This is a genomic window from Anaerosporobacter mobilis DSM 15930 (assembly GCF_900142955.1).
Classification (GTDB): domain Bacteria; phylum Bacillota; class Clostridia; order Lachnospirales; family Lachnospiraceae; genus Anaerosporobacter; species Anaerosporobacter mobilis.
Genome location: NZ_FRCP01000008.1, coordinates 127,834 through 150,481, shown reverse-complemented (window position 1 = coordinate 150,481; position 22,648 = coordinate 127,834). Strand labels below are relative to the sequence as shown.

Here is a 22,648-nt window from a genome sequence, read left to right as displayed (position 1 = left end):
GATTTTATGAAGTTGATTATAGAACAATTTGGAAGTGGTATTATTTATGCCATTGCAGGAAGTGGAATGGCAGCCATACTGATTGGATTTTTAAGGGTGATCAGCAGTTAGGAGGTTTGAATGAAGGAGATTTTTGAAGAGTATGGAGAGTTTGTCATTGAAGCAGTCAGTGGCGGATTATTCCTTGGAATACTGGCATATTTCTTTCTGGGTTCGCCTATGACAACCCTAATTCATCTTTTCATTACCAGTGTGTTAGGAGGTGGTGCTTAGATGGAAGAGATATTCCATGAGTTTGGAACTGCAATTATTGCCATTGTTACTGCTGTCTTGATACTGGGAGTTTTATTTGGAATCTCGGTATCAGGAAAAACAGGAATATTACAGATTGCAGGGGTGTCAGTGGAAAAAGAAGAAACAGATTATGCTTCTTATCACGACTTTGATTCCGTAGTCACTTGGCATAACAGGACAAAGCCAGTTGCAGCATACACAGCTTCTTATGGCAGGTTTTTTGCTTTAAGTAGTACCAGTTTTCTTTCCAGGTATTATGCCAAGGATATGGAAGGAACGATTTATCCAATGGATAAGGTCATCCTTGCAAAGTTGTTTACAAATACTATGTTTGGTAAAGTGTTAGATATCAGAAAAGCCGATGGAACAAGTGTTATGAGTGCCTATTCCGTTACGGATGGAAGTATCCGTTTTCCAAGTACAGGGGTGTATGTGGTCTATTTTCAGATCAGGGACAGAGAAAATCTGACCAGTGTCTGGAAGATACCGATTGCCGTGGACGAGAGGAGGAGCTAGGGATGAAGAATGTGTTTTTAGGTTTTGGAATTACCATCTGTGTGATTATATCGATTGTTATTGTAATGACCCTGTGTGGAACGAATATGAGACAGAACGAGATAAATCGTGCAGTGGACAGTGCTTTACAGGATACCGTGGAGAACCAGTTTGATACTAAGACTTATTCCGTGGGCAGTAATGATGAGTTCATTGCAGATTTTATGGAAGCCTTATTGGTACAGATCAATTCTGACTGTAGCATAAAGGTCAATGTATTAGATGTTGATTATCAAAAAGGACTCTTATCCGTGGAAGTCATAGAGAAATATAAACATCCAATTGGAACAGAAGGTCAGGTGTCTGTAAAGAAAACCGTAATTATGGAACAGTACACAGTTCCAGTTAGTTAGGAGGCGCAAGATGAAAGAGAAGATAAAGAGATTTTGGAAAAAGCATTGGAAGTCAATGGTAGGTGTTTTAGTTATAATAGTGATGTTTGCGGGAGTATTGATGGTTTCTAAATTGGGTTCAAAGCAGAATATGGTGGAAACGTCCTCTGAAACTGGAAGCAATGAAATAACTAGTGAGGAAAAAGTTAAACCGACAGAAGCTCCTTTGGTAGAAGAAACACCTCAAGTAGAAGATACAAAAGAGCCGATAAAAGAATCTACGGAAATCTTAAAAGAGAATACAAATGTTACGACAACACCGACAGTGGAAGCCAGGATTTCAGAAACAGAGAAGCCTAGTGTAACGAAGAAAGCAGAAACAAAATCAGAGGAAGAAACCACATCGGTAGTGAAACCAACAGAAAAACCTGCTACTCAAGAAGAACCAACGGCAACAGTAGCAGCGACTACAGAAGCAAAGTATGTTCCAATATCAGAGGGATGGAAAGCAGAAGCATCTGTAAAGGGAGATATTAATTCTGCACAGAAGGCAGATCTTGATTCCATGATTCAGAATTGGAAATCAGGTGCTTTATCGGATGTAGAGCTGAAGGATAAAATCATCAGTTATCTGGATGAGCAAAAAATTGACTATATGGAAGTTAGTGTTACCAGCAAAGGATATGCATTGTTTGATGAGGTTCCTGAAATTGATTTAAGAGACGGTGGCAATCTGTATTCTTATGTTGGAACTTATAGTACAGGAAAGCAGAATCCAGATGGAACCAACAAGACCGTATGTTATAACTGGTCGGCATTTGTATTTTAGAGGAAGGAAGAATTGAATATGAAGAAATCATGGAAAACAGGCTTACTCAGTCTGTTTTTCTTATTGTCTGTAATTGGATTTACAGCTCTTGCTCCGCCACAGGAGGCGCAGGCTGCTACCTTCGATAACGCTGTTACCTTTTATAATACGTATGGGTCACAGATTGTTTTTAAAGATGGATACTTTTACTTTGCGACAATGGGAAAGCAGGCAAGTGCCAGTGTAAATACGACCCATTGGGGAACTGTAGGTTATCAGATGAAAGTAACAACGAGTTCACAGACTGCTTATATTTATTTTAATCTCAGTGGATATACCGTTGAGACGGTGGATTCGGTGGCAAGCGGTGGTTATATCTATGAGCTAAGCCGTATTAATTTAAGCTATGTAAAATCGAAGCTGGCTCAGACAAATCGGACAGCATACAACGAATTTATTATCAATGGTGGCTATATTGTAGTAGATAGCTGCATGATTACTATCAAGATCGATAAGTATGGAAATCGTACCAACAGTGGTTCCATGGACGATTACGGGAATTTTTATGGCAGTGTTTATACGGACTATAATGGCATTGCAAATGCAGCTCCTTGGAGTAATCCCAGCTCATTGCACAGTTATTTTAATATGACCATCAATTATGTAACACAGTTAAAATCCAGACAGGTAGTATATGTCAGGTATCAGCAGGCAGATGGAGACTATGGTAGTTATAGCGCTGTCATCAACAAAGATTATGTATATGGAGAAACAGTCTCTTGGTCAAGAGATGCTGACTCTTGCTATAATGCTGCAAGTATTTCCTACACAGCAAGGCAGGAGAAGACTTCATATGTATCGGTTACCCGTAAGCAATATGTGCAGAATGTTTATGTGAAATATCAAGACGCAAATGGAAACTACAGTGGAGACTGGGCACTTGCCAAGAGTCAGAATCTATATTATGGAGCAAGTTTTGAATGGTCATATGCAGGGAATGCTTGTTACAATGCGGCATCTGTAAGTAAGTATACTGTTACTGGAGCAAAGAATCATTATATCTATATTTCTAGAAAGAAGTATTCCGTAAGTGTCAGTGCAGGAATGGGAATCAGTAGTGTATCTGGTGGCGGAAGTTATTATTATGGAGCCAATTGTACAGTTGACGCAGTAGTGAAAACTGGATACACATGGAAGAATTGGACTGGAACATATACTTCAGGCAGTAAAAGCTATACCTTTTCTGTAATCGGAAATGTTTCCTTGACAGCGAATGCAGAGGCAAATACCTATTATATTGTGTTTCATCCAAATGGTGGAAGTGGCTCTATGACTACGTTGACTTGTAAGTATGACCAGACGTACACTCTGCCAGCAATGAGCTTTTCTTATCCGTCTCATCCATGTAAGTACCTTGGTTGGAATACAGATGCCAATTCCTACTATGCGACCTATGCAGAAAAACAACAGATTCGTAATCTTACCAGTGTAAATGGATATACCTTTCATTTATATGCAATCTGGGACTATGCACCTGATCTGACTTGCACAGATCGTTATTTTACTTTGTATGAAGCGCAGACAGGAGTGATTTCGGAGGCAGAGTTGCTTCTGACTGTAACATCAACAGACCGAGAGGATGGAACAACGCAGATCCGGGTTAAGAACTATTCTACAAACACTTTTACAGGCTTAACAGGTTCTGTAGTTATTACGATAACATATACCGCGACGGACAGTAGAAATAATACAACGGATAAGCAGGCGAAGGTAACGATTGTAGATACAAATACTACAAAAGAGGGACCAATGGATTTTGATGGCAAGAAGCAGTATGCAAGATTTATTGCAACAGAGTATTACCAGAAGGACTATTTCTCGGGAGGATTGGAGGCAACATCAAAGTGGAGAAGTTATGTGACTTATCGAAATACTTTGACGGCTGCAATGAACAATGTGAAAGGAGAAGATGGGAATTGGTCACATGTAGTGAAGAGCTATGAATTTTCTAAGGAAGATATTCAGCAGATGAAGCAATATGTGAGAGATAATGGGTCGGGGAATTAATATATTAAAACTTCCATCTCGAAGATTATGCTTCAGTGATTGCTTGAAATAAGGTGTAATATAAATTATTTATTTTACAATAATATAGCCAAATAGTATTCTGGGTTTTGTGTGGAATATTATTTGGTTATATAGAAATGTAGTGGTATAATAAAATAATATTGAAAAATAAAGTTATGTTTACATATAAAAAGGATATAAAGATGCATAAAAAATAGGAAGGAGTTGTTTGCATGATAAATGTAATTTTGTTTAGCCTAGCTCAAAATAATGATTATAGCCTAAAAAGATTAGTAGATGATCTTGAAATGGTGACGCAGGATGATACCCAGGGAATACATGTGCAAGAATATGATGATACGTTTTTGAAAGCTACATATTGGCAAAAAAAATATAGGAAAGGGTACCGATACAATATTGAAATTAAAGATTTTGAAGTTGTAGAAGAAGAAATTGTTAATATTGCAGATTTTGGAATTCAAATTTTTGAGGGTAAATTACTTGTTTTTGGTAATAAACAGATGGCGCAAAAAATAATAACCATAATTGGGATAGCGTCTAAAAATTCATATGTCATTACTGAATATGTTATAAATATCGAAAATTTGGTTAAGCGCATATGCAAGAATAAAGATATTGAATTAATAAAGATGAAATTGGTAGACATTACCTTGGACAAAGGATTATTAGTAAATTGTGATGTAAATTTATTAACTCAAGATAATCCGAATGAGATTGTTATGAAATATATTAGTAATATTGTTGTGATATCTTTCAAGTTTGAAAAGATGTTATCTAATATTACGATTTATAAGTCAGGCAAGTTTTCTATAAGTAAAATTGATATCGAAGATAAGGATGAAATGATACAGAAAATCATTGAAATTACGTGTTGAGGGAGAGGATTATGGGCGAACAGGCAAATAAAATTGGTAAGAAGTTAGAAGGATTTGGAGAAAAATTATTTACAGGGTTTGGGTGGACAGAATTAGCTAGAGATACTGAAATACAATGTAGTAGAAAACATAACCATAGTAAGCAGACACATGGCTTAGATTTATTTATGAGATTTGATAATCCTTATTTGGGAAGTAAACAAGGGGTTATTATAGAGTGTAAAAATAGACAAATGAAATCAATAACACAGGCTGAAATTGATAAATGGTTAGTGGAATTGATTAATTCTATTGAATGCTCACAATCGGCTCAGGAGTTAGAACATATTGATACGGAAGGCACTAATTTAAATACTGGATTATTATTAATACATGCTAATGATTCTTTTAATGATGATAATTTTAGTAAATATTTAAGTAATTTGAAAGTACCAAATAGAAGAAATCCTATTAATGTTTTTATTGCAGGAAATGCAGAGATAAATAGATGGAACTCTTTAAGAGATAAGATTGAAAAAGACTATAGTAAGGAGTTTTGTTTTATATATCCTAGTATAGAAGGTTCCAATATGGAGTTGGGTTCTTACATAACAATAAATCAGCTATATTCAAAATATATCTTTGCACAGGATGTTGTACATATTCAGAAGGATGAAGATGGATTAAGTTATCCAGTTCCCATGGTAAGGAAAATAATGATTTCATTTGATGACATTACAATGTGCAATTTTAAGTATATGTGGAGCATGTTTAAGGCATTTCAATTTCAAGATGCAAAGGAACTGGTATTTATGTTTTATCCTCGAAAAATAGATGATGTTGAATATGTAAAAGAGAATTTTATAAAAACGCTCTATCAAGCAAATCCTTCAATAACAAAAGAAATAGAGAAAAAAATTAAAATTGATTTTATTGATAATAGAAACTTATCACCAGTGGATGCGGGAGGAAGGTAAAATGATAACTGAGTATGTTGATTGCGCAGAATTTAAAAGACTTATTGTAGATAAAAAACTGAAGCCTGCAACGCTAAAATATTATTTGCGTAGAATGGGTATAGTATTCACTGCTAGTAATGCAGAGCAATTTGCTGAACAGGTATATACCATTTTCTTAGGCGCTGGAGAAATATCAGAACTTCGTGATTTGATGAACAATGATACCAATTATGAAAAATCACTTGTAATGAATTTGGTTTTAAAGAAGGAATCACAAGAAGATATTATTGATATTTTATTAGATGAAATAAACAAAAAAAAATCAATTAAATCAGAAGATTATTTTATAGAAAATCCAGTAAGAACCCAAGATGGATTATATGTTCAATTTTCATATACTAGAAAGTTACCAGGAAGAAATAAATTACTTGAATACGAAAAAAGGTTTTTAAAACTAAACATTCGTAAAGCTTCGCAGCATGAAGTGGTAGTTGATATAAGACAACAATCATCAATTGATTCTAAAAATGCACTAACATTTATAAATAATATTGTAAAATCAGAAGAGCTAATTAATGTCAGACATATCAATTTGGAATTATTGTCAAGTAAGAATAAGGTGGAATTTTTTGATAGAATTGCGGCATATAGCTTTGATTTATGGCAGCTAAAAACAATAACTGGAATTACGGTGAAGCAAGGACTCAATGATGAAGAAGATGAAGATGTGGTAGTTGATGAAGATGAGAATTCTCCAACATTAACAGGTATAAGCCAAGCAGTATTGAATGGAAGTGGACTCAGATCAAATGAATTTGTTCAGGAATCACTAAAAAAAGGATACATTATTTCTGCAATGCGCTATAGATATGAGCATAAAAAAGACACTACTGAATTTGCTGTTGTTCTAAGTTTTAGAAATCAAGATTTGAGAGTGGATATCGATAAAACATATTTTGAGGATGAAGGTAAAATATTAGTACAACCATTAGTAAAGGCAGAACAAAATGATATAATCATAGCATTTCAAAATAGTGCAAATCAGGTTTTTGGAACATTGATTAAAGAGCAAAGGAACGATTAGTTTTATTCAAAAAAGGCAAAGGATTCTTTCAAGCACAGACTTTCCTGTTCTAATTACAGATATATCAAAATACTATTATAAGCCGAGGAGAAATCCCCGGCTTTTGCTTTACCCAAACAATTTCATACATCCGTTAAGGAGGAAAGGAGGCAGTATGACAAACATTCGATTATGCCAGAAGGTTCCACCTTAACGTGGAATCCACTGCATTATTAATTTAATAACACAAAATGTAACTTAGGAGATATGAGCCAAAAACCCATATCTTCTTATTTTTTTTGCCCAGAAGGAGGTCACAATGTTGAATAAAGTAAAAGTGAGTACCATTCCGCTACAGAACGGAGAATGTGCAGTAGAGATTGTAATTACCATCGGAACGGAACAGCCAAAGAAAGTAAAGCAGGAGTCGACAATTTATGCAGAAACACTTGAAGCACTGGCAGAAACGTGGATGGACAAGGATCAAAGTAACCATGACAACGATGAGGATGAAGGATTCCTCTATGACAATTTAGATTAAGGAGAAAGATTATATGATGAATTATGAGATTTTTAAGGAAGTAGTAGCAGAGAAATTTATGGATTATTTACCAGCACAGTATCAGAGTATGAAGATTGATGTTCATCCAGTTGAAAAGGTAAATGTGACAATGGACGCAATTAATTTATTAGGGGAAGGGGCAGGAATATCTCCTACAATTTATATCAACGATATGTATGATCACTATAAATCCACCGAGGATTTACAGGAAGTATTGCAGTCTGCGGCAGAGAGAATGGAACGTGCAATGAAAGAAGCTCCTGAGATTATTCCTGCGCTTGATATGCAAGAGGCAAAGGACAATATTGTTTTTCAATTAATTAATACAGAACAGAATAGGGATATGCTCGTAGATACACCAAATAGAAAGTTCCAGGATTTATCAGTGATCTACAGATGGGTAGTAAAATCTGATATGGATGGCATTCAGAGTACGGTGGTGCGAAATGCATTAGCGGAAAGATTGGGATTTACAGAAGAGCAGATGTTTAAGCTTGCGGTAGAGAATACCAGAAGAATGTTCCCGCCAACCGTAAAAAGTATGAACGATGTAATTAGAGATATGTTTATGAAGGATGGTATGCCAGCAGAAATTGCAGATATGATGATTGGGGAAATGCCCCCAGAACAGACCATGTGGGTCATTAGCAATGAAAGAGGAATCAATGGTGCAATTTCCATGCTCTATGAAGATCAGCTTCACAAACTTGCAGAGCAGTTAGAAACAGACCTCTATATTATGCCCTCATCTGTGCACGAAGTAATTGCAGTGTCTTCATCAATGGGTGATCCAAATGAATTGGCACAGATGGTAGCTGAAATCAATATGGATCAGGTGTCAATAGATGAGAGATTATCAAATCAGGTATATCACTATGATAAAGATTTAAGAAAACTATCGCTTGCTACAGATACTCCTAATAAACGTTTGGATGGAATTGTGGCTGAACCAAAGTTAATTTATGACACAAAAGAACAGTCCCGATAGGAGGCAGCTATGAAACAGGAGATTACAATGAAAGAATTGGTGGCTCTTGTAAATAGCAGAGATGGTGAATTCAGAATTGACATAGAGTTTGGGAAGGAGCATGAAGAAGATGGAAAAGAGCAACAAGATGTCAACGATTCCATTAACAAATCCTTTCGAGCTTGAAGTGGTGTCTATTCGGCTTGTAAAAGATGCTCCGATATGTTCGGGGCATCAAATTACAAAGCCAGAGGATGCTGTAGAACTGGTTGGGAAATATCTCTGTGAAATGGATCGAGAAGTCCTATGCGTCATTAATTTGAAAACAGATGGAACACCAATTAATTGTAACATTGTAAGTATTGGAGCAATAGATGAAACAGTGGCACATCCAAGAGAAATATTTAAGAGCAGCATACTTTGTAATGCCTCGAGAATTATGCTCGTCCACAACCATCCCAGTTCTAATCTTGAACCTTCAAAGGCAGATGTAAGGCTTACTGACAGGATGATAAAGGTTGGAGATTTAATGGGGATTCCGTTAATTGATCACGTTATTGTGGGTGGGGATAATAGTAAGTATTTTAGTCTTAGAGCAAGAGAAATGTTGAAAAGTCCAGACATTCTATTACAGAGTAATTACAGACAACTTGACTTTGAATCACAACTGGTTGCAGAAAAAAGAAAGAGTAGGTGAGCGGAGTGGAGCAGAATCATTTTACAGAAGAAGAGCTTGCCATAGCAAAAAGTGTAGATCTTGTATCAGTAGCACAAAGTCTGGGATATACACCGAAAAGAATAGGTAAGTATTACACTTTAAAAGAGATGGATTCTATCCGCATTTATGATAGAACTCATTGGTTTCGTTGGAGTAGACAATTTGATAAAGGCGAAAACGGGGGATCACAGATTGATTTTCTAAGAGTCTTTGCTGGCATGGATGTAAAGACGGCAGTATTTTGGCTATTGGAGTTTTCAGGTTATCAGCGAATTGTAACTACTAAGTCTGAACCTGTATTGAAGTATCAGGTGAAAGAAAAAGAACTAGAAAGAAAAAACTTTCAATTACCAGTGGCTTCACTTGATAATTCTTACCTGTATTCTTATTTGGGTCAAGAGAGGGGAATTAGTAAAGAAGTGATTGATTATTTTATAAGTCAAAAACTTATTTACGAAAGCAGACACTATCATAATATTGTTTTTCTGGGAAATGACAAGGAAGGAAATTCAAGATTTGCAAGTATGAGGGGAGTTTTTGACAAAGAAGGAAAACCGTTCAAGTGCGATGTTGTGGGTAATGATAAGCGATTTGGATTTAATCTTAGTCACGAAAATAGTGAAAAGATAGTTGTATTTGAAGCAGCAATTGATTTGATGAGCTATGTGGATATTATGAAAGATTATGAAAGTAATCTGATTGCACTTGGTATGTTGGCAGATGCTCCACTGGCAACCTTTTTAGAAGAGCATCCACAGATTACGACGATTCGATTTTGTCTAGACAATGATGAGCCAGGGAAGAAAGCAACAGAGGAATTGTTGAAAAAGTATTATGAATTAGGCTTCGAAGTGGAAAACTTTCCTCCGCCTGCAGGATTTAAGGACTTTAATGAGTGGTTGATCGCGACAAGACTTCCAAATCTGAGTGTGGCTGCAAAAAGTGTAGCCAAAATCAAGTGATGGCTACAAAAAGTACAGCCAGAAACGAAAATTGGCTACAAAAAGTGTAGCCACGTTGAAGGAAATAGCAGGATAAATGGTTTTTTAGACAAAGTTTGGCTACAAAAAGTATAGCCATTTTATCAAGTTGGCTACAGAAAGTACAGCCAACAAGCAATATTGGCTACAAAAAGTGTAGCCATATGAATATATAAGGGGTTTCAGGGGATTTTAGCCCCTGACAAGTTGCGATAGGACGGCGACGTCGCTATTGCGTAACTTGCCGTGCTCGGGTCTGTATCTGGGCACGTGAGCCAGGGTGAAAATGTACAAAACACAGATAAGGGAGGTGCACCAAAAGCAATGGGAAAAGAAGTGAAGCTTTTTACAGAACCAGATGAATTATTGAGTTGGTTGGATGAAAACGACATCCTGATGAATCTTTCAAAGGAAGATGGACAGATACTTCTTAATTATATGGAAGGTCATGGTTATGCAATTGGAATTCGGGAAGACCATATGATACGAAAAGACCTATCAGAAGAAGATGGAGAAGTAGTGGAGTACACAATTGATGAGGTGATTGATATAGTATGTGAATGGAATTACGAATTGATTCGTGATGCAGATGAAAAAAGACATAATCCAAAAGATTTTATGGATTTTGCCAATGAACAAAACTGTTATGAATCCTTAAAAAGAGATGAAATTCGCCTTGATCGTATGTTTGATAGAACAATCTATGCTAAGGAGATTGAAGCACTGGCAGTAAAATTAGCGAATGAATTTATAAGTAATATGAACCACGGCAAGGATGTGGAGAAAAGTGTTGCAGCAGTATCTGAGGAAGTCCATCGTTACAGTACGGATAAAAGAGGAAGGTGACAGGATTGGCAGATCGTATTCATTGTGTAAGAAAAACGTTGCGATTGATGCCGGTGGAAGCAGAGTTGCTTTCCAATAAAGCAATCGCAGCAAATATGAAGGAAGCAGAGTATCTGAGATTACTTATCAGCCAAAAGCCGAATGATTATCCTGAAATTAGAAGATTGCTGAAAGATTTAATCAATGAGGTCAATCACATTGGAAACAATATCAACCAGATTGTTCGCAACAATAATTCAGCATTGTACACGAAAGCAGATAAAGAACGCCTAATAGCATATATGAAAAAATTGAATGTGGTAGTGAATGAGGCGGTGATTATGATTGGCAATCAGTAAGGTAATGCATATGAAGGATTCTGGTAGTGGATTTCATGGAAGGCATTTAAGAAGAAGCATCAATTATATTCTGAATCCTGATAAAACGCAGGATAGTAGATTGATTGGTGGAGTTAACTGTCAGCCAGATATGGCATTTGAACAGATGAAGGAAACTAAACGTAAATTTGGAAAGATAGATCAAAGACAGGGCTATCATATCGTACTTTCATTTAAGGAAGGAGAAATCACACCAGAAACAGCTTATGAGATTACAGAAAAATTCATAGAACAGTACCTTAGAAATCAGTATGAAGTTGTATTTTCTGTTCACGATAATACGGATCATATCCATTCTCATATTGTATTTAACAGCGTAAGTTGCATTGATGGTATGAAGTATCACTATAAAAAAGGAGATTGGGAAAAAGAAATACAACCAATTACCAATAGGTTATGTGAAGAGTATGGACTATCTATTCTTGAGATAGGTGATGAAAAAAGTGATCCAGATAGTGGCTATCAGAATTGGAGCGTCAATCGTGACGGACCATTTGTATGGTCAGATATGATAAAACGTGATTTAGATGCCTGTATTTTGCAGAATAACACGTTTGATGATTTCTTGGTTATGCTTAAAGATAAAGGGTATGAGTTAAAACAAGGAAAATATCTTGCGGTTCGTCCACCTGGAATGAGTCGATTTAAAAGGTGTAAGTCGATAGGTGATGAATATTCAGAAGAACGTATTAAACAAAGAATTTTGGAAGAAGATATGTCATCTTATTTAAAGAAGCAGCAAACAGAAGTGAAACCGCAGATCGTAAGATGCCATGTGAAGCGATACCGCAGAGCGAAGATGTCAGGAATGCAGAAAAGATATTATGCTAAGTTGTATCGGATTGGTATGCTTAAGAAAAAACCATATAGTCAGGTGTATCAATACAAAGATGATATTCGTAAAATGCACAGATTACAGCAACAATACCTGTTTTTGGCAAGGCATGATGTGAAATCCAGTGTAGAACTTGCAGCAACGATTATGAATCTGACGGATAAAAGAAAAGAAGTTTCCAGTGAAAAAAGTAAGATTTATCGTAATCAAAAAAAGTTTGAAACGTTGTTTCAAATTGCCGAAGATATGACAGCTTTAAAGGAGTGTGAAAACACATACCAGAGTGGGGATAACTTCTTTGAAGAGGAGCATAAAAGGTGGATAGATCTAGAACAACAACTTAAAAGTCTGGGATATACTTATGAGGAAACAGTGGAATTGAAGAATTATTATAGAAAGTTATGTTCGGAAATAAATCAGAAAGAAAAGGCTGTTGTTAAGGAACTGAATATTGGAAAGTCAATTTGGAAGGATACAGTAAAGGATGAGGATGCTAAGGTATTAGAGGATATTATCGAGAAAGAAAAAATAATAGAAACAGTGAAACAGCCAGTCCGTTAGGCTGTTATTTTTATGGAAAGAAGTAGGAGGAACGTATGGAACAATCAGAAAAGACAGCAATAAATATTCATATTACCGAGTTTATACAGGGACTGAAAAACCTTGAGCGCTATCCTAATGAAGTTTTAGCACTGGTGCAGGAAGACTTGGAGTATGGATTAAGTGAAGAACAGGTGAAACAATACTATAAGAAAAAATGGAGTATAGGACAGATGAAAATCTATTCTAAGTGTCTCCGTAATGGGTATTCCGAGGAAGCAATTAAAGTTATTACTTCTGAACATCTATCAAGAAATCAGATGAGCATTGCCTTGGAATTTTATGAGAAAGGTGTCCCACTCGATAGTATCAAAGCAGTAGTTGGACAAAATGAGTTTCCGGCTGCAATGAAGAAGGCATATGAAATGGTACTTGAGCAAATGAAGGAAACAAGGAATGTGGCAGAGGATGCACCTGATTATGTAAAGAAATTAGTTGACCAAATATCAGCCATGATTACTCATATTGAATTTCAGGAGAAAAGATATGATGCACTAGCAGAGCATCTAAAAATTTTTGAAACAACGAAAAAAGATGAAGATGTCAGAGATGATTTGGTAAAACAGAATGCGCATCAAGCAACGGTAATGAATGAACAGCAGAATCAGATTATGCAGGCAAATTCTGCAATCGCAAGATATCGCACTGAACTTGAGCAAAAAGAAAAGGAGATGAAAAAGATGCAGGATAAGATAGAGGCATTAGAAGAGCAGATCCGGATTATGGATCAAAGAGATTCTGATAGAAAGGCAGAATCAAAAACGGCAAGTACAGTACAGCCAGAAATGGTTCTGGTGCCGGAGCCTAGCATAGAGAAGAATAAGTCAACAATCATTCCGCAAAACATTTCCGGATATGGGGTTCCAATTTACTACACGGTACCGATGGTGGATTCGTATGGAAGAGTGGTTCAGACACTTCCAATTGAACGTACGGAGAAAAAGACTAGTGGTATAACAAATTTATTTTCAAAATTGGGAATAAAGAAAAAATCCAGACAGGATATTGTAAAGTTAGTGGCAAGTGGTGATTTAGTACCTGATCAGCTAGTGCAATTAAAGAGTGCAATTGAGCGAGGATTAACAGAGAGTCAGCTGGTGGAACTGATCAACAACAATGTCTCTGCAGAGAAGATGAAAGAAATTATTGAGATTGCAGTTCTTGAAAATGCAATGTATGAGAAGGAGTAGGAAGCATGATAACGATAGAAGAAACAATTGAAGCAATTCATAATAGCCATGGTGGTTTGACAGATGAAGAGATACAACTGATTGTCCAGTTTGCATTCAAGACAGGTGATGTTGAATTGACTTCGAAGATGATTGCGGAATTTACAGCAGAGGGGAAAGACAGCAATGCCTTGATTCAGAAATATGAAGCTGCTTTGGATGTAAAGCCAAAATGGGTAGATCAAATTGAGAATCTCTTAGTGGCAATAGAGATGTATCGTCTGGAAGAAGAAAAAGCAGTGAATCGATTGGCTGATGTATTAGGCGCATATGGTATTCATGTGTCGGCAGAGGAAATCAAAAAGTCGGATACAGAGCAGATAAAACAGAAAGTGAAGATTTTATAAGGAAGGAGGTAAGCTGGAGTTGTTTTGAAAATTCCAGTAACGAATATGGCAGAAGAAATACAAGAAGCAGTCCAAATTATACGTGTCGCATATGATGGGATTGAAATAGCAATGAAGGTTGGAAATGGTGGCTTAGGAGCAATGCAAAAAGCCATAGACTTTTTAAAGGGAATGCTTGATTATGAAAAATCTCTTGGAAAAACATCTATGAAAAAGCTGCTTATGAAAGGTGGCGATTTACAAGTCTTGCAGTTTAAAACATCTGATATGAAGAAAGTTGAGAAGCTGGCAAAGAAATACGGTATTCTCTATTCTGTACTTCCTGATGTTAAAAAGGCAGATGGTTTATCGGAGGTTATCTTTCATACAGAAGCAGTACCAAGAGCAAATATGATGATTCAGAAGTTAGGGTTTGGAAATATTGCGTCCTTTGATGATTATCTAAAGAATGGAGATGAGAAATCATTAGGAAAGCTATTGGACTTTCTCAAGCACCAAAAGAAGGAAACCGTTAAGAGTATGTCTTCTGATGGTGCAAGAGCAGGTGTTGTTATGGAGGGATTGATTGAAAAAGTAGGTCTTTTTGCAATGGAAAAGCAAAGTATCAGTGTGGAAGCGGTGAAAGAAAATTTCAGTATTGGAAATGAACAGGCGAATAGTGTAATTAAGCAGCTTGAAACCATTGGATTACTCGATAAAAGAGACGCAAATGGAGATCATAAGGTCATGATGGACAAAGATGCATTCTTAAATCGTGTCAGGGGATATCAGGATTTGGCAGAACGAATGAGGGCAGTATCTGCATCTAAGAATCTAAAACTTTCTGATGTAACAATTAGTAAAACTCTTATTACAGCAGAAAACGACCATGCAGTAAAAACGAGAGTGCCAGGAACCTGGGGTAAGGATGCAAAGTATGTATGGTTTGATAAATCGAATGCAATGGATATTCATGGAGGAAAGACTATGCTTACCTTTATTGATAAGGAAAAGGATTACAAGATTTATGATGAAGAGAATCGAATTGTATCAACCATGAAGGGCGAAGAATTATACGCTGGTCATTATGATAAGGTGGAATCAGCTGTTCGAGAACATTATGAAAGAAATCAGACCAAAGAAGTTGCAAAAACGCAGACTACAACTAAGACCACCGGTACGAGAAAGAGGTAGATACCATGCAGACAAGTAAGAAAAAACCATCGGTTATTTTTATTCTTGTTGGTGCAATCCTTGCGGGTTATTTTGGTTATTTGATTGGTGGAGCATGGGAAAAGGGCATGGAACTAAATGATTTTATCAATCGTTTGAATGAAGTTTGTTCCGCTCCCTTAACAAATTATATGAATGAGAATACAGTGAAAGCAGTAGCCATTGCCATAGGTATCTATGGGATGGCTATTTTAATGTATTACACCAGTCAGAGAAATCTAATGCCCGGAAAGGAATTTGGTACTGCAAGATTTGAAAATCCGAAAAGAGCAAACAAGATATTAGCCGATAAAGATGAGAACTTTAATCGAGTTTTAAGTCAAAATGTAAAAATGTCTTTAGATTTTCGCAGATTGAAATTAAATGGAAATATTCTGATTTGTGGTGGTTCTGGTGCAGGTAAGACATTTTATGAAGTAAAGCCGAATCTTATGCAAATGCCACATAATTGTTCTTTTATTTGCACTGACCCAAAGGGAGAAATTTTAAGAAGCTGTGGTCAGATGCTAAAGGACAACGGATACAATATAAAGGTAATTAATCTACTGGAGATGGATAAGTCAGATTGCTATAATCCATTTTCTTATATTCGTGAAGAAACGGATGTAGTAAAACTGATAACAAATCTAATTTCCAACACAACACCAAAAGGGTCAACACCATCAGATCCGTTTTGGGAGAAAGCAGAAGGATTATTTCTACAGTCTATCTTTTATTATGTGTGGCTGGTAGAACCTGCTTCAAGAAGAAACTTTGAGACAGTATTAAAACTGATTGGCGAGGCAGAGGTTGCAGAACAGGGCAAGATGTCCATGCTTGATAAGCGTATGAAAAAACTAGAGGAGTTATCACCTTTAGGCGCTAATCATCCAGCCGTAAAGCAGTACAACAAATGTATGCGAGGTGCTGGGGACACGGTTCGTTCCATTATAATCAGTGCCAATTCAAGATTGGCATACTTAGAGAATCAGCAAGTGCTGCGATTATTATCGAAAGACGAGTTGAATCTGGCTGATATAGGAATTGGAGTAAATGGAGATGGTGAAACGAAGACAGCGCTTTTCTGTGTGATACCAGATTCTGACAAATCCTATAATTTTATCATAGGACTTCTATATACGCAGATATTTCAGGAACTATATTATCAGGCGGATTTTAATTGCGGAGGAGCACTTCCAATTCATGTAACTTTTATGTTGGATGAATTTGCAAATGTTGCATTGCCGGATGACTATTGTAGCCTGCTTAGTACCATGAGATCTCGGTCTATCAGCAGCATTATTATCATCCAGAACTTTGCACAGCTGAAGGCTTTGTTCAAGGATACCTGGGAAACAATCCCGGGCAATTGTGACACCTTTATCTATTTAGGTGGCAACGAACAAAGTACCCATAAGTACGTTTCGGAGCTCCTTGGAAAGGGTACAATTGATAAAAAATCCAGTGGAGAAACTAGAGGAAGACAGGGAAGTAGCAGTAGAAATTATGATGTCTTAGGTAGAGAGTTATTTACACCAGACGAAGTACGAAAATTAGACAACAAAAAGTGCATCGTATTTATTCGTGGTTTTGATCCGATTATTGATGGTAAGTTTGTTCCATTTGGTCATCCAATGTTTCCGCAGACGGCAGATGGAAAGGGGAAAGCTTATATTCATAAAGTCAGAGGTAAGAGAGAATTAGTTGGAAGACCTTATGAAATCTTGTCAGCAAAAGCACTGGAGCATTTTGAAAAACGAAAAGCGAATGGAGATAACGTATATATTGATAAGTTGACTTATGATGAATTTATGCTTCTTGGTGATGTGGAGATGAGCAAACGATTTACGAAACTTGACGAGAAGGAACAGAAGGAAAAATTGAATCAGGAACTGGAAGCAGAGCTTGAATATGCAGAGGATATGAATCAAAAAATAAATGAAATGCGTCAAGTAAATCGACCAAACTTGAAAGAAGACACAATCATGAATCGTATGATCCATTGGCCTTATACCAAGGAGCAGAAAGAGGAAGCTCGTAAGGCAATGGCTGCAAAAGTCCCTCAGAGTAAGATATTAGAATATTTCTATCCAGAAACAAGTGTTGAGCACATGATTAAAGTCAGAGAATCGTTCATGGCATAACAGAAAAATAATCGGATAAGATAAAAGCAACACATATCAGGTAAACCTGAAGTGATAATATAACGGAGGAAACTCCGATCATATAGATAACCTAAGTGGAATGGGTGGTTATTATTGCAAGCCAATAATAATTGCCCATTTTTTCGTTGTAAAGGAGATTCAAATGAAAGAAAGAATAGTAAATCAGAACATGAATAACAAGCAGAAGGAGGAAAAAGGAATGAAAGGATTATTTAAAAACGTGAAAAGAAAAGTAGTGCCAGCAATGTCTGGTGCAATTATGGCAGTCAGCCTTATGAGTACACAGTGTTTTGCAGCATCAGGAACGTCTGCGGTTACGCAGCCACTTGATAACCTAAAGACTCTGGTAATTGCGGTTATCGGTGCCGTGGGTGTAATCATTCTTGCAAAGAATGTTATGGAATTTGCACAGGCTTATCAGCAGCAGGATTCTTCAACTATGAACTCTGCATTAAAGGGTATTGTAGCAGGAGTCATGATGGCAGGTATTTCAACCGTATTAACATTCTTAGGATTCTAAGAAAAAGCAGCACCGGGGGTGGAAACACCCCTAAAACAGAAGGAAGAGGTGAGAAACAAGTATGGATATTTTTAAACTTGGAGACAAGATTCTTTCCCTGCTGGAAATGGTATTCGGATTCTGGAACAACCAGATATCTTTAGTATTTGCAATGCTCGGACAATCACCCGTAAATTTCAAAGGTGGCGGTCCCTGGGCAGTGATTGAAGGAATTGAACCAATCTTTGTAGCGGTTGGCTCATCCCTGGTGGTATTGTTCTTTGTCATTGGGTTTTGCTCCGAAAGTGTGGACATCAGGGAAGAGATGCGATTTGAAGTGATTCTTCGGATGCTCATCCGAGTGGCACTAGCTGAATGGTTTGTGGCGAATAATGTGACAATCATGAAGGCATTTTTCACATCCATTGGAAACCTGGTAAATATATTATCAGCGGGCACAAATACGACAATGACCATTGATAGCACACAGGCAGACATAATTAAGAATTTAGGATTTGGAGAAAGCCTTATTATGCTAATACTTGCGGCATTGTTATCCATTATTATCATTATTTGTGGATTTTTTATGATATACACAGTGTATTTCAGATTTTTAAGATTATTGATCATTGTGCCAATGGGAGCAATTGCATTTTCAACTATGGGAGGAAACAGAACAGTCAACCAAACGGTAGTGGCGTATTGCAAATACTTTTTATCTGTCACGTTCGAGGCGGTTACTATGGCACTTGCAATTATTGTATGTAATGCATTTGTGAATGCTGGGCTTCCATCATTTACAGGAAGTTACGCGGATTGGGCACAGACACTAATCTATCTGTGTGAAATGACATTTACCATTGCACTGACGGTAGGAAGTGTAAAAGGAGCACAATCATTAACTAGTAAGGCATTTGGATTGTAGGAAGGAATGGAACATGGAAAAGACATTAGAATATGAAACCCAGTGGGGAAGCAAAGAAGAGGTATTATTTGATATTAATAGCTATCAGAACAATGGTTGTATCTATATTGGATTGGTAATAAATGAAGAAGGATACCCCGAACCATTTGGAGATATCACTGTTAATCTGAGTGGAAAAGCACCGGATTATTGTGGATATATTGATCTCAATAATATGCCAGAACTTGAGAGGTTTATTGAGAAAAATGAGCTTGGAGAGTTTACAGGGCTGACACAGAGAAGCGGTTTTTGTGAATATCCGTTATATCTGTTTAATCCAGAAAAACTAAGGGAACTTTGTCCAGATGGAATGGCAGCGTATGAAAAAACCATTGCTAAAGAAAAGTTGCCCGAAAAGGAAAAATGTAGATAGGAGGTATTTCAACAGTGGTAATTGAAATCAACAAAGATATTGATCGCTATCAGGAATCAGTAGCACTAGGATTATCAGCAAAACAGCTGGTGTTTTCTATTGCAAGTATAGTTGTGGGTGGTGGTCTGGTTCTTCTTTTGTACCGCTATATTGGTTTAACTGGTGCAGCTTATGTTGCAATTCCTTGCGTTGCACCAATCGCTCTAGGTGGATTTTATTCTTACAATGGAATGGGCTTTTACGAGTATATGGGAAGAAAATTCCATTTCATGTTTGGGAACAAGGCATTAACCTATGTTTCTACAGAAGGAGCGCAAGCAATAATGGAATTTGAAACGGAGTTTGCTTTTGCAGAGAAAGCAAAGGGAATAAAGTGCTTTACCAAAAAGATAAATAAGTCAAAAGAGGAAGTAAAATCAGTAAATAAAGGAAGTAGGGAGGATTTTGAAGAGATGAAAAAGAAAACAAAGAAAATTGCAATTGCTTGTATGGGAGTAATTGTAGCAACGATTGCAGGCATTGCAGCATATAAGTATATGCATTAGAAACTTTGAAATAGATTGGACTGACCTCTTAGGTCTGGACAATTCGGGCATCAGCCGGGATTGTTCCCGACTGGTGTTTTATTAAGCGAAAGAGAGGTAAAGAAATGGTATTATTTACAGATGAATTTAAGGAACTGAAAAAAGCAAGTGAACCGCTTTATAAGTCTCCGAAATCAATTCAGGAAACCATTGAAATTATGGCAGTAGCAGAGAATGGGATTTTTGAAGTGGCAAAGAATAGATATTCAAAATGCTACCGCTTTCAGGATATTAACTACACCACCACAAATGAGGACGAGCAGATTGATATTTTTGAACGATACTGTAAATTCTTGAATTCTTTGGACTGTAATTTTAAGATAACAATCAACAATAAGAATAAAAATATGGAAGATTTAAAGCAGTATGTTTTATTGAAGTATGTGGATGACGGTTATGATAACTTCCGTAAAGTATATAACGATATCATAGAAGCAAAGATTCTAGAAGGTAGACAAGGGATTGAACAGGAGAGATATTTAACACTCACAATTGAACGAAAGAATTTTGAGGAAGCTAAGGCACAGTTTGCTACATTAGAAGCAACGCTTCGCAAGGCATTCAATGAGTTGGGAGCAGATATCGTAGCACTTAGTGGGAATGAGAGATTAAAAATTCTTCATGATTTTTTTCACCTTGGTAATGAGAACAGCTGGGACTTTGACATCAAAGAAGCAAAGAAAATAGGAAGGGATTTCAAAAATGATTTAAGTAACGGTATGATTAAGTACTTTCCAGATAGCTTTGAGGATGAGCGTAAATTTTGCAAAGCATTGTTCATAAAGAAGTATCCAAGTAGCTTATCAGATCGATTCCTAAATGAAATCACATCACTTCCTGTTCACTCCATTGTCAGCATTGATGTAGTGCCGGTTCCAAAGGATTTGACCACTAAGGTATTGCAGAAGAAATATTTAGGCATTGAATCTGATATCATCAAACAGCAGAGAGTTCGTAACAAGAATAATGATTTCTCGTCCGATATCTCCTATGCAAAGAGAACAGAGAAGAAGGAAATCGAAACTATCATGGATGATGTGCGTGAGAATGACCAGTGCCTGTATTATGTGGCAGTGACAATTATTCTGATGGCTGATTCAAAAAAGGAATTAGAAAGTATCAGCGAAACAGTCGAAACCATTGGAAAACGTAACAGTTGCACCATTGATGTGCATTATCTGAAACAGAGGGAGGCATTAAATACAGCATTACCGATTGGCGTAAGACAGGTAGAAACTATGAGAACCATGCTTACACAAAGTCTTGCTGTATTGATGCCTTTTAATGTACAGGAACTGAATGATACGGGTGGTAATTATTATGGTATCAATCAGGTATCAAAGAATATCAACATTGGAAATCGTAAGAGACTTATCAATGGTAATGGATTTGTATTTGGTGTTCCTGGTTCAGGAAAATCCTTCTTCTGCAAGATGGAAATGGGAAATGTATTCTTGTCTGGAGATGATGAAATCATAGTGATAGATCCAATGAACGAATATTTTGATATTGCAGAAACCTACGGTGGAACAGTTGTAAATATGTCAACCTATACCGATAATTATGTGAATCCGATGGCAATGGATGTATGGAACTTAGATCAGAATGATTCCAAAGGCTGGGTAAGAGAAAAAGGTGAATTTATGCTGGGACTTTGTGAACAGTGTATCGGCGATTCCTTAAATTCTAGACAGAAATCCATTATTGATAGATGCGTAAGAAAGCTGTATATAGATATTGCCAGAAGCAGAGAAAAGTATATTCCAGTTATGTCAGATTTCTATGAGTTATTGAATCAGCAGCCAGAGGTGGAAGCAAAAGACATCGCATTATCACTGGAACTGTTCGTTAATGGATCACTTAACATCTTCAATCATCAATCGAATGTGGATGTTGACAATCGCTTCACAGTTTATGGAATCAGAGACTTAGGTGCAGAATTATCGCCCATTACCATGCTTGTCATGATGGAAAGTATCCAGCAGAGAATCGTGGAGAATGGAAAGAGAGGGAAAGCAACTTGGCTCTATATTGACGAATTTCACGTCTTACTAAATTCCGAGTATTCTGCAAAGTATTTACAGCAGTTATGGAAAAAAGTAAGAAAACAGGGTGGTTTATGTACTGGTATCACTCAGAACGTCGTCGATCTGTTACAAAATTACACAGCAACCACAATGCTTGCGAACTCTGAATTTGTAGCGTTATTAAAGCAGGCAAATACAGATAGTTCAAAAATGGCAGAGGTGATAGGTGTGTCAGAAGCACAGCTTCGATTTGTAACTAACAGTCCATCAGGTATGGGGCTTATCAAGTGTGGTAGTGCAGTAATTCCATTTGACAATCAGATTAATAAGGATACAGGTTTGTACAAGCTTTATAATACTAATATCCATGAGAAGATTGCCGAACAGAAGGCAAGGGAAGCAATGGAAAATTCTTTAGCTGAATAGGTCAT

25 protein-coding genes are annotated in these 22,648 nt (G+C 36.8%); all 25 read left to right on the top strand.

Annotated features, from left to right (window positions below):
* Positions 1 to 120: 120 nt before the first annotated feature.
* The 25 genes from BUB90_RS23445 to BUB90_RS07170 all read left to right on the top strand — a co-directional run bounded on the left by BUB90_RS23445 (position 121) and on the right by BUB90_RS07170 (position 22,643).
* A complete protein-coding gene (locus BUB90_RS23445; protein ID WP_170865454.1) occupies positions 121 to 273 on the top strand; it encodes a hypothetical protein in 153 nt (50 codons plus the stop codon).
* Positions 274 to 810, top strand: coding sequence for a hypothetical protein (locus BUB90_RS07280; RefSeq protein WP_073285327.1), 537 nt, complete (start codon positions 274 to 276; stop codon positions 808 to 810).
* A 2-nt stretch (positions 811 to 812) separates the two neighbouring features.
* Complete coding sequence (locus BUB90_RS07275) at positions 813 to 1,202, top strand: hypothetical protein (protein ID WP_073285323.1); 390 nt, start codon at positions 813 to 815, stop codon at positions 1,200 to 1,202.
* Between the two features lie 10 nt (positions 1,203 to 1,212).
* A complete protein-coding gene (locus BUB90_RS07270; RefSeq protein WP_073285320.1) occupies positions 1,213 to 2,010 on the top strand; it encodes a hypothetical protein in 798 nt (265 codons plus the stop codon).
* 18 nt (positions 2,011 to 2,028) lie between these two features.
* The gene (locus tag BUB90_RS07265) at positions 2,029 to 4,056 is read left to right on the top strand and encodes an InlB B-repeat-containing protein (protein ID WP_073285317.1); all 2,028 of its coding nucleotides are present in this window, start codon (positions 2,029 to 2,031) and stop codon (positions 4,054 to 4,056) included.
* Positions 4,057 to 4,289: 233 nt separating this feature from the next.
* Positions 4,290 to 4,952, top strand: coding sequence for a hypothetical protein (locus BUB90_RS07260; RefSeq protein ID WP_073285313.1), 663 nt, complete (start codon positions 4,290 to 4,292; stop codon positions 4,950 to 4,952).
* Positions 4,953 to 4,963: 11 nt separating this feature from the next.
* On the top strand, positions 4,964 to 5,908 hold the full coding sequence (locus tag BUB90_RS07255) for a hypothetical protein (protein WP_073285310.1): 945 nt from the start codon (positions 4,964 to 4,966) through the stop codon (positions 5,906 to 5,908).
* A gap of 1 nt (position 5,909) precedes the next feature.
* Entirely contained in the window at positions 5,910 to 6,974 is a 1,065-nt protein-coding gene (locus tag BUB90_RS07250; RefSeq protein ID WP_073285307.1) for a hypothetical protein, read from the top strand.
* A gap of 298 nt (positions 6,975 to 7,272) precedes the next feature.
* A complete protein-coding gene (locus BUB90_RS07245) occupies positions 7,273 to 7,494 on the top strand; it encodes a hypothetical protein (RefSeq protein ID WP_073285304.1) in 222 nt (73 codons plus the stop codon).
* A gap of 13 nt (positions 7,495 to 7,507) precedes the next feature.
* Entirely contained in the window at positions 7,508 to 8,503 is a 996-nt protein-coding gene (locus BUB90_RS07240; protein WP_073285301.1) for a DUF5688 family protein, read from the top strand.
* Between the two features lie 9 nt (positions 8,504 to 8,512).
* Positions 8,513 to 8,668: a hypothetical protein gene (locus BUB90_RS23440; protein WP_170865453.1), complete on the top strand. Its 156-nt coding sequence runs from the start codon at positions 8,513 to 8,515 to the stop codon at positions 8,666 to 8,668.
* Entirely contained in the window at positions 8,613 to 9,179 is a 567-nt protein-coding gene (locus tag BUB90_RS07235) for a JAB domain-containing protein (RefSeq protein ID WP_242952497.1), read from the top strand. Before BUB90_RS23440 ends, BUB90_RS07235 begins: the two co-directional genes overlap by 56 nt.
* 5 nt (positions 9,180 to 9,184) lie before the next feature.
* Complete coding sequence (locus BUB90_RS07230) at positions 9,185 to 10,162, top strand: DUF3991 and TOPRIM domain-containing protein (RefSeq protein ID WP_073285849.1); 978 nt, start codon at positions 9,185 to 9,187, stop codon at positions 10,160 to 10,162.
* 342 nt (positions 10,163 to 10,504) lie between these two features.
* Complete coding sequence (locus tag BUB90_RS07225; RefSeq protein WP_073285294.1) at positions 10,505 to 11,026, top strand: multidrug transporter; 522 nt, start codon at positions 10,505 to 10,507, stop codon at positions 11,024 to 11,026.
* Positions 11,027 to 11,031: 5 nt separating this feature from the next.
* On the top strand, positions 11,032 to 11,364 hold the full coding sequence (locus BUB90_RS07220) for a plasmid mobilization protein (protein ID WP_073285843.1): 333 nt from the start codon (positions 11,032 to 11,034) through the stop codon (positions 11,362 to 11,364).
* The gene (locus BUB90_RS07215; protein ID WP_242952496.1) at positions 11,351 to 12,799 is read left to right on the top strand and encodes a relaxase/mobilization nuclease domain-containing protein; all 1,449 of its coding nucleotides are present in this window, start codon (positions 11,351 to 11,353) and stop codon (positions 12,797 to 12,799) included. Before BUB90_RS07220 ends, BUB90_RS07215 begins: the two co-directional genes overlap by 14 nt.
* Positions 12,800 to 12,834: 35 nt before the next feature.
* On the top strand, positions 12,835 to 14,028 hold the full coding sequence (locus BUB90_RS07210; protein ID WP_073285291.1) for a hypothetical protein: 1,194 nt from the start codon (positions 12,835 to 12,837) through the stop codon (positions 14,026 to 14,028).
* A 5-nt stretch (positions 14,029 to 14,033) separates the two neighbouring features.
* Entirely contained in the window at positions 14,034 to 14,414 is a 381-nt protein-coding gene (locus BUB90_RS07205) for a hypothetical protein (protein ID WP_073285288.1), read from the top strand.
* 24 nt (positions 14,415 to 14,438) lie between these two features.
* Positions 14,439 to 15,587, top strand: a complete 1,149-nt coding sequence (locus BUB90_RS07200; RefSeq protein ID WP_330393761.1) for a PcfB family protein — start codon at positions 14,439 to 14,441, stop codon at positions 15,585 to 15,587.
* Positions 15,588 to 15,592: 5 nt separating this feature from the next.
* On the top strand, positions 15,593 to 17,749 hold the full coding sequence (locus tag BUB90_RS07195; RefSeq protein ID WP_073285284.1) for a VirD4-like conjugal transfer protein, CD1115 family: 2,157 nt from the start codon (positions 15,593 to 15,595) through the stop codon (positions 17,747 to 17,749).
* 163 nt (positions 17,750 to 17,912) lie between these two features.
* The gene (locus BUB90_RS07190; RefSeq protein ID WP_073285279.1) at positions 17,913 to 18,290 is read left to right on the top strand and encodes an electron transporter RnfA; all 378 of its coding nucleotides are present in this window, start codon (positions 17,913 to 17,915) and stop codon (positions 18,288 to 18,290) included.
* 61 nt (positions 18,291 to 18,351) lie between these two features.
* Entirely contained in the window at positions 18,352 to 19,194 is an 843-nt protein-coding gene (locus BUB90_RS07185; protein WP_073285276.1) for a hypothetical protein, read from the top strand.
* Between the two features lie 13 nt (positions 19,195 to 19,207).
* On the top strand, positions 19,208 to 19,606 hold the full coding sequence (locus tag BUB90_RS07180) for a DUF4313 domain-containing protein (protein WP_073285273.1): 399 nt from the start codon (positions 19,208 to 19,210) through the stop codon (positions 19,604 to 19,606).
* Positions 19,607 to 19,620: 14 nt separating this feature from the next.
* Positions 19,621 to 20,151: a PrgI family protein gene (locus tag BUB90_RS07175; protein WP_073285269.1), complete on the top strand. Its 531-nt coding sequence runs from the start codon at positions 19,621 to 19,623 to the stop codon at positions 20,149 to 20,151.
* A 104-nt stretch (positions 20,152 to 20,255) separates the two neighbouring features.
* Positions 20,256 to 22,643, top strand: coding sequence for a VirB4-like conjugal transfer ATPase, CD1110 family (locus tag BUB90_RS07170; protein WP_073285266.1), 2,388 nt, complete (start codon positions 20,256 to 20,258; stop codon positions 22,641 to 22,643).
* Positions 22,644 to 22,648: the final 5 nt, after the last annotated feature.